We start from the raw sequence: 16547 nt of genomic DNA, 5'->3' as shown, positions 1-16547 counted from the left end.
TATTTAGGGGGAAAATTACTATGGCACAAAACATAAATCAATTAGCAGTGAATACACTTCGTACGTTATCTATTGATGCTATTAATGAGGCAAATTCAGGTCATCCAGGTCTTCCAATGGGAGCGGCACCGATGGCTTATGCTTATGCATTATGGGCAAATCATTTAAATTACAATCCTAAAAATCCAGAATGGTTTAACCGTGATCGTTTTGTTTTATCAGCGGGACATGGATCCAGTCTATTATATAGTCTACTTCATTTAGCTGGATATGACGTTTCAATTGATGACTTGAAAAGTTTCAGAAAGTTAAATAGTACAACACCTGGACATCCCGAATTTGGTCATACTCCTGGAGTTGAAGCAACTACAGGACCACTTGGACAAGGGGGATTGCAAATGCTGTAGGAATGGCAATGGCGGAAGCTCATTTAGCAGCGAAGTTTAATAAGGATGGTCACTCTATTATAAATCACAATACTTATGCTTTAGTTGGAGATGGTGACTTAATGGAGGGTATCTCTTATGAAGCGATGTCAATGGCAAGGCATATGAAACTTGGTAAGTTAATTGTACTATATGATTCAAATGAAATTTCACTTGATGGTGAATTAAACATTGCTTTCTCTGAAAACATTCAGAAAAGGGCAGAATCTGTACAGTGGCAGTATATAAGGGTTGAGGATGGAAACGATGTTGAGGCTATCACAAGAGCCATTAAATTAGCAAAAGAAAATAAGGACCAACCTACTCTTATAGAAGTCAGAACAATTATAGGTTATGGAAGTCCAAAAGTTGCTGGAACAAACAAAGCACATGGTAATCCGCTTGGAGTAGAAGAGGCGACAGCGACAAAACAAGTGTATGGTTGGAATTATGAGGACGATTTCTTTGTGCCTGAAGAAGTAAAAGCCCATTTTAATGAACTTAAACAAAAAGGTATTGAAAAAGAGAACCATTGGAATCAGCAGTTCAATTTATATAGAGAAACGAATCCTACACTAACAGATGAACTAGAAAAAGCGATTACAGGTGAGGTTTTAATTGAAGCGAATGACATTCTATCCTTTGATACTGAAAAAACTATTTCAACTCGTGTTGCAAGTGGAGAAGCTATTAATCATTATGTGAAATCGATTCCTTCTATTTTTGGTGGAAGTGCGGATCTTTCGCATTCCACTATGACAGATATGAAAGGTGAAGCAGTGTATGCAGTAGAATCGTTTGCTGGTCGAAATGTATACTTCGGTGTACGTGAGCATGCAATGGGAGCGGCAGCTAATGGGATGGCACTTCATGGAGGAGTAAAACCTTTCGTAAGTACATTCTTTGTATTTAACGATTATCTCCGTCCATCTATTCGATTGGCAGCATTGCAAAAATTACCCGTTACTTATGTATTTACACATGATTCGATTGCTGTAGGAGAAGATGGTTCAACGCATGAACCGATTGAACACTTGGCAGCTCTTCGGGCAATTCCTGATCTAACAGTAATCCGCCCGTCCGATGCAAATGAAACAGCGAGTGCTTGGGCTTATGCTTTACAGCAATTGGATGGTCCAGTGGTTTTAGTGCTTAGCCGTCAAAATTTACCGGTGTTTGATGAAACGAAAGCGAACATAGAAAATCTTTCTAAAGGAGCTTATATATTAACTCAAACAAATGAAAATCCGGATGTTATTTTAATTGCGACAGGTTCTGAAGTATCCTTGGCTGTTAGTGCGAAAGCAAAATTAGAAAAAGAACATATTTCTGTTCGTATCGTTGCAATGCTGAGCTGGGAGTTATTCGATCGTCAATCGAAAGAATATAAAGAATTAGTTCTTCCGTCTTATGTAACAAAACGAGTATCTCTTGAGATGGGTGTATCTCTTGGGTGGGAGCGTTATGTAGGACAGGAAGGGAAAGTACTATCAATTGAAACATTTGGTGCTTCAGGAACTGGAGCTGAAGTCATGAATTTATTTGGATTTACGACAGAAAATGTTGTTCAAATTACACAAAATGTATTGAAGTCTTAAGCTATGACTATGAATACCTTTGCGGAAATATCAACTTATAAGTATTGAACATGATATGACAAAAAGGTATTCATGATTGTAGTCATTTATATATTTGATAAAAGAAAATTTAAGGAGGAATTATATTATGCAAGTAGGATTAATTGGTTTAGGTAAAATGGGATTAAATTTAGGAAAAAATTTAATTGATCATAAACATCAAGTAGCAGCATTCGATTTAAATACGAGTGCAGTGGAAGAAATGAAAGAGTATGGGGCGACAGGTACATCTAGTTTAAATGAACTTGTTCAGTCGTTACAATCACCAAGAATTCTTTGGGTTATGGTTCCGCACGCTGTTGTTGATTCTGTTATTAGTGAAGTTACACCGCTGTTATCAAAAGGAGATATTTTAATTGAAGCTGGTAATTCACATTATAAAGAGTCTATTCGCCGATATGAGCAACTAAAGAAAGATGGCATTCACTTTATGGATGCAGGAACTTCTGGCGGAATGGAAGGCGCTCGTAATGGTGCTTGTTACATGATTGGAGGAGATCAAGAAGCTTGGGAAATAGTTGAACCTATCTTCCGAGATACAGCTGTAGAAAATGGATACTTATATGCAGGAAAAGCTGGTAGTGGTCACTTTTTAAAAATGGTTCACAACGGAATTGAATACGGTATGATGGCTGCCATTGGTGAAGGATTTGAGATTTTAGAGAAAAGTGAATTTGACTACGATTATGAAAAAGTATCAAGGGTATGGAACAACGGTTCAGTAATTCGCTCATGGTTAATGGAATTGACTGAAAATGCATTTTCTAAAGATGCAAAACTGGATGAAATTAAGGGAGTTATGCATTCTTCTGGTGAAGGAAAATGGACAGTAGAAACAGCATTAGACCTTCAAACAGCAACTCCTGTTATCGCGATGTCTTTATTAATGCGCTACCGCTCATTAGAAAATGATACGTTTACAGGAAAAGTTGTAGCAGCTCTGCGCAATGAATTTGGCGGACATGCAGTAGAAAAGAAATAAAAATCTTAAAATTGCAACTCGTTAACGTATAAAAAATGGAGGGAATTAATTATGAAGTTTTTTATTGATACTGCAAATCTTGAGGACATAAAAAAAGCATATAAACTGGGAATTTTAGCTGGTGTTACAACAAATCCTTCTTTAGTAGCAAAAGAGGGCATCAAATTTGAAGATCGTATTGCAGAAATTTGTCAGGCAGTACCTGGTGTTGAGTCTGTTTCAGCAGAAGTAACTCCAGATGCTGTTACAGCTGAAGAAATGATCGTCCAAGCAGAAGAACTGATTAAAATTAACGGTGGCGATAAAAACATCACCATAAAACTTCCGATGACGCTAGCAGGATTAGAAGCTTGTCGACACCTTACTGAAAAAGGTGTTAAAACAAACGTTACACTTATTTTCACTGTGAACCAAGCTCTTTTAGCTGCTCGAGCAGGTGCAACGTATGTTTCTCCATTTTTAGGTCGTTTAGATGATATTTCTGAAGATGGCGTACAATTAGTTGCTAAAATTGCTGAATTATTCCGTGTTCATCAATTAGATACACAAATCATTGCGGCTTCTGTTCGACACCCAGATCATGTAACTCGTGTAGCGATGGCAGGTGCTCACATTGCAACAATTCCTTATAAAGTGATTGAACAACTTGCTATGCATCCACTAACAGACCAAGGTATTGAAAAGTTTGCTGCGGATTGGGAAAAAGCACCTAAAAACTAAAATCATCTACTATAAGAAGAGGCGATTATTCCTTTTGGAGCGTTGGTTTCTTTAAGAACAACCTCCAAAAGGAGGAGGGGGGCTATTCCCATATAAATACGGTGTTTTTTATAAAGTCTCCCTAATGCCTTTTATGTTAAAAAGTTTATTAAATAAGTTAAAGAAAAAGTGCAAGTCTTACTATAACAAATATAAATCGATACAAAGGAGAAAGGCTGTATGACTATTTCTTTTGATTACTCAAACGTATTATCATTTATGAAACAAAACGAAGTAGATTATTTAAGTAGATTCGTGAAAGTAGCTCATAATATGCTTCATGAAAAAAAAGGACCAGGAGCTGATTTTCTTGGGTGGGTAGATTTACCACATCAATATGATAAAGAAGAGTTCTCGAGAATTAAAAAAGCCGCTGAAAGAATTCGTAGCAATTCTGATGTTCTAGTTGTAATTGGTATTGGGGGATCTTATCTAGGTGCACGAGCTGCAATCGAAGCATTGTCTCATACTTTTCATAATCAAATGAATGGTACAACTCAAGTATATTTTGCGGGACAGAATATTAGTTCTACCTATGTTTCACATTTATTAGATTTATTAGAAGGTAAAGATATCTCTATTAACGTTATTTCTAAATCAGGTACAACAACAGAACCTGCTATTGCTTTCCGCATTTTCCGGGACTATATGGAGAAAAAATATGGGAAAGAAGAAGCAAGAAAACGCATCTATGCTACTACTGATCGAGCGCAAGGAGCACTAAAAAAATTGGCAGATGAGGAAGGCTATGAAACATTTGTTATTCCTGATGATGTCGGTGGGCGATATTCTGTGCTGACTGCAGTAGGTCTCTTACCAATCGCTGTAGCAGGACTTAATATTGATCAAATGATGGAAGGGGCAGCTGCTGCCGCTCGTAAATATAATAATTCTGATCTCTCCACAAATGAAAGTTACCAATATGCTGCCGTGCGAAATGCTCTTTACCGTAAAGGGAAATCTATTGAGCTTTTGGTGAACTATGAACCCTCTCTTCATTATGTATCAGAGTGGTGGAAGCAACTTTTTGGAGAAAGTGAAGGGAAAGATCAAAAAGGGCTTTTCCCTGCTTCAGTTGATTTTACAACCGATTTGCATTCCATGGGACAATATGTTCAGGAAGGAAGACGGGATCTGATTGAAACGGTATTGCAGGTTAAGAAACCACGTATTGAGTTAACTGTTCAAAAAGATTCAGCAAACCTTGATGGTTTAAATTTTTTATCTGGAAAAACAATGGATGAAATTAATAAAAAAGCATTCCAAGGGACAGTATTAGCTCATGTAGATGGTGGAGTGCCGAATATGGTTGTTGAATTGGATGAAATAAACGCATTTACGTTTGGTGAAATGGTTTATTTCTTTGAGAAAGCTTGTGGAATTAGTGGATTGTTACTGGGGGTAAATCCGTTTAACCAGCCAGGAGTTGAAGCATATAAAAAGAATATGTTTGCCTTACTGGGTAAGCCGGGTTTTGAAGCAGAAAAATCTGAACTCATGAAACGTTTATCAAAATAACATTATAGTTATCAAAGGGAAAATCCCCTTGTCAGTGAAGCCCGCCAAAATGTAAATCTGATAAGGGAGATTCCTTTTTCCTATAAATCATTATTTTGTGAAGATGCCTTCAATTATGTATAGGTGTATGTGTAAATAATATTAATAATTCAAATATAGCCCTTACTCAAGAAAGAATTTTGTGGGTTCTCTTTAGCTATGGGAAGATTTATCCTCACAGGTATTTTTGAAAGGGTTTACAGAGGGCGCATAAGGTGGAATTGAGTATGGATATGTATCTTTTAATTATTACATTATTATCAATTGTAATTGTTATTTTAGGGGTGTCGTTGTGGAAATGGCATGCGTTTATTAGTTTAACAATTGCAAGTTTGTTTTTAGCAGTTATGTCTGGGATGTCAATGGATAAGATAGTTAGTGCTTATGAAACGGGAGTTGGGAGTGTTCTAGGACATTTAGTGGGAATTCTAGTATTAGGTACAATTTTAGGGAAAATGATGGCAGAGTCAGGTGCTGGAATGCAAGTGGCAGATTTCTTTGTTAAATCCTTTGGCATAAAAAATTTACCATGGGCAATGTTAATCGCAGGTTTTATTATTGGGATTCCAGTATTTTTTGAAGTGGGTATTTTAATATTATTGCCTTTGGTGATTTCAATTCACAAAACAACGAAACAAAATATTCTATTGATAGCGTTACCAGCGATTGCTGGGTTATCCGTAGTACATGGCCTTGTCCCTCCGCATCCAGGGGCAATAGTTGCAATAGGTATTTATAAAGCGAATCTTGGGAAGGTCCTTCTTTATTCACTCATTATTACGTTTGTTGCAGCTATTATTGCAGGTCCTATATTTGCAAAGTGGATTCATAAACGTGTAATTCCCGAAAATGAGCCGGAATTAATCCGTGTAAATACAAAATCAACAAAATTACCAGGAACGGGAGTTTCGTTTTTTATTATTTTGTTACCTGTTATATTAATGGTTTTAGCAGCAGGTGCTCCCTATGTTCCCATTTCTAATACTTTGATGAAGATTGTCACATTAATTGGTAGTCCTGTAATTGCACTTTTGATTGCATGTTTTGCAGCATTCTATTTTCTTGGATTTCGTCAAGGTATCGATAAAAAGGCTATTAAGAAGATAACAGAAGACAGCTTGTTACCAATTGGTTCTATTGTTGCGATTATTGGTGCTGGTGGCGGATTTAAGCAAATTCTTATCGATAGTGGCGTGGGTAATTCTATTGCTCAAATGTCCGAGCATTTAGCACTATCTCCAATTGTATTAGCGTTTATGGTAGCTGGATTAATTCGAATTGCGACAGGGTCAGCGACAGTCGCCTTAACAACAGCAGCAGGTATCGTTTCGCCAGTTGTTGAACATTTGTCAGGTGTGAACTTAGAGCTACTTGTCATTGCAACGGGTGCAGGAGCACTAATGTTTTCACACGTAAATGATGCTGGGTTTTGGATGGTAAAAGAATACCTAGGATTAACAGTGAAAGAAACATTTAAAACATGGACGGTATTAGAAACATTACTTTCATTTATTGCTTTTGTAGGAGTTTTACTACTTGATATGTTTGTTTAAAATAGGCATATTTTTATACGAATTTTCAAAGGGAATTTTAGCACAAACTATTTTATTAATAGAGAAAACCAATGTAAGAAGTTTGGATATATGTTTAGACTTCTTACATTATTGATATAATGTTGCGATTTTTTGTTAGGAGGAAGAAGTAGTGAGCTCAAAATATATGATTGGTGTAGATATAGGGACAACTAGTACAAAATCAGTTCTATTTTCGATTGATGGATCTGTTATTGCGAGTCATGGAATTGAATATCCTTTATATTCTCCAACACCAGAAACAGCAGAACAAGATCCGGAAGAGATTTTTCAAGCGGTGATAAATACGATTAAAGTAACTATACAATCAAGTAATATACAGCCGATTGATATTCTTTGTGTTTCTTTTAGTTCGGCAATGCATAGCATCATTGCTGTAGATAAAGAGGGAACTCCATTAACAAAATGTATCACTTGGGCAGATAACAGAAGCTCAGAATGGGCTCAGAGAATAAAGAATGAGATGAATGGCCATGAAATTTACCTTCGTACAGGGACACCAATCCATCCTATGTCACCGCTTTCGAAATTAGTTTGGCTTCAGAACGAGCATGCAGAATTATTTGCAAAAAGCTATAAATTCATTTCTATCAAAGAGTATATTTTCTATAAGTTATTTAAGGAATACGTAATTGATCATTCGATAGCATCGGCTACAGGGATGCTCAATTTAAAATCGTTAAAATGGGATGAAGAAGCTCTTCATGTTGCAGGGATTTCAGAAGGCCAGCTTTCTAAACTGGTTCCAACAACGTTCAGCTTGAGAGGATTAGATGAAAATCTTGCAAGAGAGATGAATTTACCTGTTTCTACTCCCTTTGTAGTAGGAGCTAGTGATGGAGTACTATCTAATTTAGGGGTAAATGCGATAGAGCCTGGAGTTGTGGCCGTTACAATTGGTACAAGTGGTGCGATACGCGCTGTAACGAATCGTCCTGTATCAGATCCTAAGGGAAGGATTTTTTGTTATGCGCTAACTGAGGAGCATTGGGTAATTGGTGGGCCAGTTAATAACGGTGGTATGATTTTCAGGTGGGCTCGTGACCAATTAGGTACTTCAGAAATTGAACTTGCGAAGCGTTTAGGGAAAGACCCATATGAAGTGCTTACTGAAATAGCAGCAAAAGTTAATCCTGGATCTGATGGTTTATTATTTCATCCGTATCTAGCAGGGGAAAGAGCTCCTTTATGGAATGCAAATGCGCGAGGATCTTTCTTTGGACTAGGATTACATCATAAGAAAGAACATCTTATTCGTGCTGTTTTAGAGGGGATAATTTATAACTTATATACTGTTCTTCTTGCTTTAAAAGAGCTAATTGGCGAACCGAGAAAAATTCAAGCGACTGGAGGCTTTGCAAGGTCAGAACTTTGGAGACAGATGATGGCGGATATTTTTCATCAAGACGTATATGTTCCTGAAAGTTTCGAAAGCTCTTGCTTGGGAGCTGCTATACTTGGTTTATATAGTCTAGGTGAAATAGATACATTACATGTAGTTTCTGAAATGGTAGGTGCAAATTATTATCACGAGCCAAACATGGAAAGTGTGGAAAAATATAAAGATTTAGCACCTATCTATATTCGCCTGTCCCGTCACTTGGAAGAAGAATATGAAAGTATAGCAGCTTTTCAGAAAAAATGGGTTTAGAGGCTATTCAGTAGAAAAATATGATAATTTATAAAGAGGTACTCAGAGTCTTTTGGGATACCTCTTTATAAATTATTTTAAGACTATTTATTAAGAAGTATGATGAATAAAACTATAGGGGGAGCGGTTTATAATAATGATGAATAACAAAGAACTTATTGGATATATTGGAACTTATACTAGAGGAGACAGCAAAGGGATATATACTTTTACTTTAGAAACAGAAATGAAAAAAATTAGTAATGTAAGACCAGTAGCAAATCTGGATAACCCTACATATTTAACCATTAACCAAAGTAATCAATATCTCTATTCTGTTATAAAGGAAGGGGAAGCCGGTGAGAAAAACTAAACATTTGTGTTATGAATACCCTAATTATTAAAAATGATTTAAATATCTTTGTCATGCGAAGTACGATATTTTCATTCGACGAAAGACAAAAAATAACTTCGTTGAGAAGGATTAAATATACTTTTTTTGTCTAGAATATGGATTTAAACTAATATAAATTGTTTGAAATAACTTATCTAATTTTTAGGAATGTCCTTAAAATATCACTTGTAAATTCAAATTCATTAAAGTTAAGAGCCACTTTATGCTTAACAAAGTCTAGGGTAGGCTTACTCCTAAAATCACCTAAACTTTGTCCGAAAGCATCTCCTCGATCAACTACAATTTTAATGGGCAGGTCTCTTATAGTTACCTTGTTTCTATTTAATAAATACCAAATTGGAAATACATCATGTAAGGGGCTCCCTAGAATTCCAGGTACGCTTTGTGAATAAAATTGATAATAAAAATTTAATAATGGTTTAATAATTAAACCTATTGGATCTTTTGTCTTCTGATGAAAATAATCAATCTGTTCGACTTGTTGAGGTGTAATAAGAGCTCTTTGTGTGACATTCAAAGGGATAACTGTTAAATTTTTGGCATAAGTAATGATAATATTGGCTGCATACGGATCACTATGAAAATTAGCTTCTGCAGATGCTGTGACATTCCCTGGGTAAAAAAAGGCTCCACCCATTAATAAATATTCTTTTGCTTCTTGCATAAGTTGTAATCCTAAAACAAATGTTGTTGCTAGGGAGGTAAGCCTTCCAACATTAACAATTGTTAAATCGTTTATGTTTTTCTCTACCAAATCTAGTACCATATGTAGGGGGTAAATTGGATAATTTATTGATGGGGTAATAATTGGCCCTAAACCTTCGGGACCATGTACATCTGAATAATATTCTGCTGTAATACCTGTTAGGGTACAGGATGCTCCTTCATAGACAGGTATACCTTTCTTCCCTGATAAGTACTTTAAGTAATTTATATTTTTAAGAACTTTTTCTCTTGGTACATTTCCATAATCTGCTACTATCCCGACTATTTCAATTTCTTTAGTAAAAAAAGAATATATGAGTGCTATTGCATCATCAATTCCAAAATCACCAAAAAGTAAAATTTTTTGTTTCATCATTTTGCCTCTTTCATTATATATTGTTTGATACTTTTCTAAGCAATATATATTTCGGTTTGATTAATTTATTCCTTGGAACCAGTAAATATTAATGACACTAATAACATGTAATGCTTTTACAATATATGTTTGAAATGCATGATACTTTTTTCCGTTTAATTACAGAGCTTTAAGTGAGTCTAACCAAGCTTTTTTATAAGTATAGAATGTTCATATAAAAATAAAGGGAAAAGGATTCATATTGATTAAAGGAGGAACTTTCAATCAATATTTATTTTAAAGCCATATCTTTCCTAGATTTTCTTAAGCATAAGGAATTTCTTAACTTTATAAACATAAGTTAGATAGCATTTCTTTGTAGTGCATATATTTTATGTTGAAGAGAATAATACTTTTAATGTAGTTTCAAGTATGTAGGGAGGGGAAGGAGGAGTGAAAGAGTGGATTGCTACTGTTTTAAAAAGCAAAGCAAAAAAAGAACAGAAGAAAAATGTTTATCAGATTTTTGAAACAGCTAAGAAGTCAATGGATTTTAAACAATTCTCTCCCTCGGAGCATTCAGATTTTTTGTTTATTAGTTACTATAGCACACTAATAGAGGGAGAAAAATTTCAGAGGGTTTTATTAGCATCTATTCAACGTAATATACATAATATAAATACTTTAGAGCAATTAAGAAGTTGTATACCTTTAGAAGATATTATAATTACTGATGATGTTGAAGAAATCGAATTAAAGTTAAATCAAGGATTTGTCGTTATTCAACTTAGAGAAACGGATGTTCTTTGTGCATTAATTAATGTTGAGAATGCAAGCTTGGGATTAAGAGAAAATAACGAAACTGAGAATGAATTTAGTGTGGTAGGACCTAAAATAGGGCTTGTTGAAAACATTGATGTAAATATTCATTTGTTGAGAAAACAAATAGTAACATCAAATTTAATTTTTGAGGAAATAACAGTAGGTTCTATGTCGAAAACTAAAGTCTTGATTTTCTATTTAAATGGTGTGACGAATCCAGAACATATTAATACCGTTAGAGAAAGATTAGGAAATATTGATTTTGATGTAGTTTTTGATAGTTCTCAAATTGATCAAATAATAACGGATAATTCTAATACTCCTTTTCCGTTATTTCTTTCAACTGAAAGAATTGATCGTGTTATATATGCTCTCATTAACGGGCAAGTTGCAATAATGAGTAATGGCTCACCATATGCTATTACAGGGCCAGCTACTATTATGGATTTTTTTATTTCTCCCGAAGATTATTATTTACCTTGGATCATCGGTTCTTTTTTTCGGATTATAAGAATATTTGGTGTCATTTTTTCTATATTTTCAACACCCATTTATGTTGCTGTTTTAACGTATCACTATGAAATTATTCCAATGGATTTACTAGGTCCTATTGTAAGTTCTAGGGCAAACGTTCCTTTTCCACCAGTATTAGAAGTAATATTTTTAGAAATAACAATTGAATTATTACGAGAAGCAGGAGCGAGATTGCCAACGAAAATTGGCCAGACTTTAGGTATCGTAGGAGGAATTGTTATCGGACAAGCTTCTGTTGAAGCAGCACTAACAAGTACGATCCTTCTTATCACAGTTTCTCTGTCAGCTTTAGCATCATTTACAACACCGATTTTTAAGATGTCTAATACAATTCGTTTATTAAGATTTCCATTTATATTTGCTGCATCTCTCTGGGGTGGATTTGGAATTATACTTAGTATTGTTTTTTTATTAACTCATTTAATGCGATTAAAATCTCTTGGAACACCCTATATGGTTCCTATGTACCCTTTTAGGAAATCTGATTATGCCGATAATTTTATTCGTTCCTCCTATAAAAATACGACGAACAGGTTAAGATATCTAAAGCCAAAGGTATTAAAAAGATATAATTCAGAGAATGATCATGATGATATAAATAACGAATAATACATCATAATTATCCAGATTTGGAGAGGTTATTATGAACAAAGTTGTTATTTTAGCCATTGTTGTTATCGTTTTATGTGGATGTGTTCGTATGAAGGAAGTCGATAAGTTAGATATTATTCAAGTATTAGGTTTTGATAAAAATGGAGATAAGCTGACAGGAACAGCACTTTACCCTGAATACAATCAAAATCGTCAGGAAAATAAAGCGGGATTTCTAAGGGCAGAGGCTTCTACTGTGAATCTTATTTTAAGTAGAATGAATCGGAAGGCAGCATCTCCAGTTGAAATTGGAAAATTAAAAGTTTTGATGTTTGGAGAAAGTATAGCGAAAAAAGGAATTTCTGACCTTGTACGAGCTATATGCCGCGACCCATTAATTGGAAGTAATTTACAAATTGTTGTTGCTGAAAAATCAGCTGAAAAGTTATTAAAAGAAGCCAAAAAAGAAGGGGCATTATATCTATTTGAATTAATAAAACAAAATATACAAAAAGAAAGTTCCCCGCTTACTAACGTGCAAATGTTTTTATTTAATTATTATGGAGAAGGTAGGGATGCCTATTTACCTTATTTAAAAGTGAATAAGGACCATTCTATAGCGATAGATGGGATAGGTATTATGAAGGGAGAAAAATTAAAGTTACATTTGAATGAGAATGAGATGTTCACATTTAAGTTACTCTCTGGACATGGGATGAATGGGAATATTGAAATGCCAATAAAAAAGGAAAATAAAGCAGGGTATATTGTCTATAATAATTTATACGGTACGGTGAAAATGAAAGCGAGTGGTTTAGATGTTAAGCCTAAAGTAACAGTTAACATTACAATGAGCGGATTAATTAAGGATTCTCCAAGTTGGTTAGATTTAAAAAATACTCATAATATAAAGTTCTTAACCAAAAAGATAGAAATAAAACAGACAAAAGAAGTATATAGACTTATAAAAAAGCTACAAAAGTATGAAGTAGACCCAATTGGGATTGGAGATTTTATTAGAGGTAGACAACGTAATTGGAATGAGAAAGAATTTTATAAAATCTATCCCTTAGTTACATTTAAAGTGGAAACACAGTTGAAGTTATTACAATCGGGTGTTGGTGAATAAATTGAAATGGTGAGATACATGAATAAAGTAAGAGTGAAAGAAAGTTCTATGGTAACACCATTTTTTGTATTTTTTTTAGTCCATTCCTCACAAACTGGAGTAGGAGTTTTAGGATATCAAAGGGAACTCATACAAGGAGCAGGACATGATGCATGGCAGTCAATCTTGATTACAGGTATAAGTATACATATTGTGATAAAAATGATGTATTCAGTTTTAAAATATGCAGAAGACGGAGATTTAATTTCAATCAATAATAAACTTTTTGGTAAGAATATAGGATATATTCTATCAAGTTTATTTATAGGATATATGATTGTTTCAGCGATTATTGTTATCAGAGCATACATAGAGATTTTGCAGGTTTGGATTTTTCCTACGGTTCATACATGGGAGTTTACATTACTTATATTGATAGTAATTTATTATATTGTAGCAGGTGGATTCAGGGCAGTAACTGGGATAAGTTTTTGGAGTGTAATAATTCCATCTTTTTTAATAATCACAGTGTTCTTTCTAATTAAGTATATGGTATGGAATAATTTTTTACCTGTTTTTAATCATGACATATTTGAAGTTTTGCAATCGGCGAAGGCTTCAACTTTTATGTATTTGGGATTCGAGACATTATTTTTATATTACCCATTTATTAAAAATAGGGATAAATCAGTAAGATGGGCACATTTAGCTACTTTAACTACAACTACTATCTATCTGATGTTAACAATTATTTCTTTTGGATATTTCACTCAAGGAGAAATTAAGCATACAGTCTGGGCTACATTAATACTTACAAAGGTGTTTGAACTTCCATTTGTTGAGAGAATTGAGTACATTATTATCTTTATTTGGTTTTTTATCATTTTGCCTCCAATTTGTTGTGCAATCTGGGGGAGTACGAGAGGAATTAAAAGAATGTTTAATGTTAAACCAAAAATATCATTGGTTTGTATTTGTATAGTAATATTTGTATTTGCAATATTTATTGATAAGCGAATTAAGATAGAAAAACTAAGTGATATTACGTCTAATATTGGATTTTATATTTTATATGCTTATATTCCTTTGATGTATATAATGATGAAAATTAAGCAAGCTTTTCAAAAATAATATATCTATGTTTTATATAGGTAAGTCTGAATTTCTGGTTAAGTCACGTGCAAAAACTTAACCTGTTTTACTAGGATCGTACTCAACAAAACCTTCTAGTACTTTGTCAATCTGATTCATTATTTCAGGTTCCAGTTTGACACCAGAAGCGAACGCATTCTCTCTTACCTGTTCCGGGCTCGAGGCACCGATAATTGCTGAGGAAACATTCTGGTTTTGTAGTACCCAAGCTACTGCGAGTTGAGCGAGGGTAAGATTAATCTCTTGAGCGATGGGTTTGAGTTTCTGGATAGCAGTGAGCACATTGTCGTTCATCCAACGTTGTGCAAGATTATAAAAAATGGTTTACCAGCAGGAAAATTAGCACGTGATTGAGTTGGTACTGGTTTTTGGGGTGGATATTTTCCAGTGACAACACCTTGTGCGAGAGGCGACCATACTACTTGCCCAAGTCCCTCACGTTGACAGGTTGGTATCACATCGGTTTCGATAACTCTCCACAACATTGAATACTGGGGTTGGCTAGCGATGAGTGGAATATTCAATTCCCGTGAAAGTACTGCACCACGGGTGATTTGTTCTGCTGTCCACTCACTTACACCGATATAAAGCACTTTACCTTGTCTTACAAGATCTGCGAAAGCTAACATCGTTTCTTCAAGAGGAGTAGTTGGGTCAAATCTGTGTGTATAATAGACATCAATATAGTCGGTCTGTAAACGATGCAAAGATGCATTACAACTTTCTAGAATATGCTTTCGTGATAAACCTTTATCGTTTTGCCCATTCCCAGTCGGATGGCACACCTTTGTACATAGTTCAATGCTCTCCCTTCGTATACCTTGTAAAGACCGGCCGAGTACTTATTCAGCCTTAGTGTCTGAATAAACATCAGCAGTATCGAATGTTGTTATACCGACATCTAGTGCTGCTTTAACACACTCTTTTGCAGTATCCTCATCTACTTTACTCCCATGATTTATCCAGTTTCCGTATGCAATCTTGCAGACTTGCCAATAGAGGGTATGAAGATACATGACAATTGATTAAAATGAAGTATTAGGCTTGATCATAATAAGCAAAAAGCTCCTTCAAAATAACTTTTCTTAAAAGGGGAGCATTGTTATGTTATTTAAGTTTATTGAGGGGCTTTCGTTTGAAGCAACTTTAACCCCATACCAATAAGAATCATTCCTGTTACCTTACAAAAGTAATTCATGAAGTTTCCGCTTTCTTGTCTTTCTATAATTGTAGAAAGACAGGAATCTCTAAACTAAAAAATTATGAACTAACGTTGATAAATAGTCAGTGTCAAAATTTTAGTAGGTACTTTCATGTCTCAGCAAAAGGATATGAAAGTCTAAACTTTTTGACAGTGAGACAAGAAACTCTAAACTACTTAGCCAATAATAAAACAATATGAATGAGAATAGATCAATTTTTAAAAGAAAATATATGAAATGTAATTTTATAAAAAAATTGACAACTTATAATAAAGTTTGATTAACAATCCTGTTTTTACAGTTTTTTTCTTTAATATAAGGTCGACAGGCTAGTTGAACAAGAAAAATAAAAATCATTCTATAATAAATGCTTTTTATCTTTATCATCATTTGGTGATGTACTAGAGTGTGTTAATATGCTGCCTAATACTTTTTCAGTAAATGGCATAAAGTAATTAAGAATTAGCCCCCCTAAACAAATGATTAGTAAAGTTCCAACACCAATTGGTCCATTTATAATCATTGCCATTATCAAGAATACGAGGTAAATGAATGTTCTCGAAAAAAATATATTTGTTCTAGTTAATTCTTGTACGATTAACGTTAATCGGTCAACTGGAATCGGTGCAAAATTTGTGTATAAATATGTTGCAGTTCCTAATCCTATAACAACTAATCCAATTCCAAAACAAACAACTTTGCTGTACCATAGTTCAGGTGCTATCAAATCATGCAATAAAAAAAGCCAAATATCAATACCAATACCCGTTATAAATGCTGTTAACAACCCTAAAAATTCTGGTCTTTGTCTTTTTAAAAATGAATTACAACATATCAATATTAAAGCTATTATTATTTCCCAACTTCCTACAGTAAGCCCCACATTTATGGACAGTCCTACCAAAAGTGCATCAAAAGGTGAAGTTCCAAGATCTGATTGTATAGTGAAAGAAATACCAAGGGTTAATATTAAAATTCCTAATACATAAAAAACATATTTCACTTTACTCACCCCCTTTACCACTGTTTTTATTGCATTTGCAACAAAAATAATATATATTGAACTTAACTCAACTTTGTT

General features: G+C 34.3%; 10 protein-coding genes and 3 pseudogenes. 10 read left to right on the top strand and 3 right to left on the bottom strand.

The genetic code is table 11. The annotated features are described in order from the left end of the window. Positions 1-20 precede the first annotated feature (20 nt). From tkt to AC1M36_RS22230, 7 genes and pseudogenes are all read left to right on the top strand, one after another. Positions 21-2023, top strand: a pseudogene (gene tkt / locus AC1M36_RS22260) (transketolase). 127 nt (positions 2024-2150) lie between these two features. Next, on the top strand, positions 2151-3044 hold the full coding sequence (gnd, locus tag AC1M36_RS22255) for a phosphogluconate dehydrogenase (NAD(+)-dependent, decarboxylating) (protein ID WP_336451064.1): 894 nt from the start codon (positions 2151-2153) through the stop codon (positions 3042-3044). 51 nt (positions 3045-3095) lie between these two features. Then, positions 3096-3764: a fructose-6-phosphate aldolase gene (gene fsa / locus AC1M36_RS22250; RefSeq protein ID WP_479846210.1), complete on the top strand. Its 669-nt coding sequence runs from the start codon at positions 3096-3098 to the stop codon at positions 3762-3764. Positions 3765-3983: 219 nt separating this feature from the next. After that, a complete protein-coding gene (locus tag AC1M36_RS22245) occupies positions 3984-5321 on the top strand; it encodes a glucose-6-phosphate isomerase (protein WP_336451066.1) in 1338 nt (445 codons plus the stop codon). Positions 5322-5587: 266 nt separating this feature from the next. Further along, complete coding sequence (gene gntP, locus AC1M36_RS22240; protein WP_336451067.1) at positions 5588-6913, top strand: gluconate permease GntP; 1326 nt, start codon at positions 5588-5590, stop codon at positions 6911-6913. Between the two features lie 166 nt (positions 6914-7079). Then, positions 7080-8603 carry a gluconokinase gene (gene gntK / locus AC1M36_RS22235; RefSeq protein WP_336451400.1) on the top strand — a complete coding sequence of 508 codons (1524 nt, stop codon included), beginning with the start codon at positions 7080-7082 and terminating at the stop codon, positions 8601-8603. A 136-nt stretch (positions 8604-8739) separates the two neighbouring features. Next, positions 8740-8943 (top strand): annotated as a pseudogene (locus AC1M36_RS22230) (beta-propeller fold lactonase family protein); the annotation flags it as partial. A gap of 184 nt (positions 8944-9127) precedes the next feature. Here the strand turns inward: AC1M36_RS22230 and AC1M36_RS22225 are convergent. Beyond that, positions 9128-10075 (bottom strand): nucleoside hydrolase, encoded by a 948-nt coding sequence (locus AC1M36_RS22225; RefSeq protein ID WP_336451068.1) that lies wholly within the window; start codon positions 10073-10075, stop codon positions 9128-9130. A gap of 435 nt (positions 10076-10510) precedes the next feature. On the opposite strand from AC1M36_RS22225, the gene AC1M36_RS22220 reads away from it, so the two are divergent. The 3 genes from AC1M36_RS22220 to AC1M36_RS22210 are packed head-to-tail and all read left to right on the top strand — an operon-like array spanning position 10511 to position 14243. Then, positions 10511-12022: a spore germination protein gene (locus AC1M36_RS22220; RefSeq protein WP_336451069.1), complete on the top strand. Its 1512-nt coding sequence runs from the start codon at positions 10511-10513 to the stop codon at positions 12020-12022. Positions 12023-12056: 34 nt separating this feature from the next. Further along, the gene (locus AC1M36_RS22215; protein WP_479846209.1) at positions 12057-13133 is read left to right on the top strand and encodes a Ger(x)C family spore germination protein; all 1077 of its coding nucleotides are present in this window, start codon (positions 12057-12059) and stop codon (positions 13131-13133) included. 18 nt (positions 13134-13151) lie between these two features. Further along, positions 13152-14243, top strand: coding sequence for a GerAB/ArcD/ProY family transporter (locus tag AC1M36_RS22210; protein WP_336451071.1), 1092 nt, complete (start codon positions 13152-13154; stop codon positions 14241-14243). A 57-nt stretch (positions 14244-14300) separates the two neighbouring features. Here AC1M36_RS22210 and AC1M36_RS22205 read toward each other — a convergent pair. Together AC1M36_RS22205 and AC1M36_RS22200 are read right to left on the bottom strand one after the other, a co-directional pair. Further along, positions 14301-15280, bottom strand: a pseudogene (locus AC1M36_RS22205) (aldo/keto reductase family protein). Positions 15281-15824: 544 nt separating this feature from the next. Then, positions 15825-16469, bottom strand: a complete 645-nt coding sequence (locus tag AC1M36_RS22200) for a YczE/YyaS/YitT family protein (RefSeq protein ID WP_479846208.1) — start codon at positions 16467-16469, stop codon at positions 15825-15827. Positions 16470-16547 lie beyond the last annotated feature (78 nt).

It is taken from the genome of Bacillus sp. Medicinal_06 (assembly GCF_056711665.1).
This window is presented reverse-complemented; position numbering and strand designations above follow the sequence as displayed.

Coding starts and splice junctions, on each gene's coding strand:
- gnd (WP_336451064.1), top strand. CDS start 2,151: ATGCAAGTAGGATTAATTGGTTTAGGTAAAATGGGATTAAATTTAGGA.
- fsa (WP_479846210.1), top strand. CDS start 3,096: ATGAAGTTTTTTATTGATACTGCAAATCTTGAGGACATAAAAAAAGCA.
- AC1M36_RS22245 (WP_336451066.1), top strand. CDS start 3,984: ATGACTATTTCTTTTGATTACTCAAACGTATTATCATTTATGAAACAA.
- gntP (WP_336451067.1), top strand. CDS start 5,588: ATGGATATGTATCTTTTAATTATTACATTATTATCAATTGTAATTGTT.
- gntK (WP_336451400.1), top strand. CDS start 7,080: ATGATTGGTGTAGATATAGGGACAACTAGTACAAAATCAGTTCTATTT.
- AC1M36_RS22225 (WP_336451068.1), bottom strand. CDS start 10,075: ATGAAACAAAAAATTTTACTTTTTGGTGATTTTGGAATTGATGATGCA.
- AC1M36_RS22215 (WP_479846209.1), top strand. CDS start 12,057: ATGAACAAAGTTGTTATTTTAGCCATTGTTGTTATCGTTTTATGTGGA.
- AC1M36_RS22210 (WP_336451071.1), top strand. CDS start 13,152: ATGAATAAAGTAAGAGTGAAAGAAAGTTCTATGGTAACACCATTTTTT.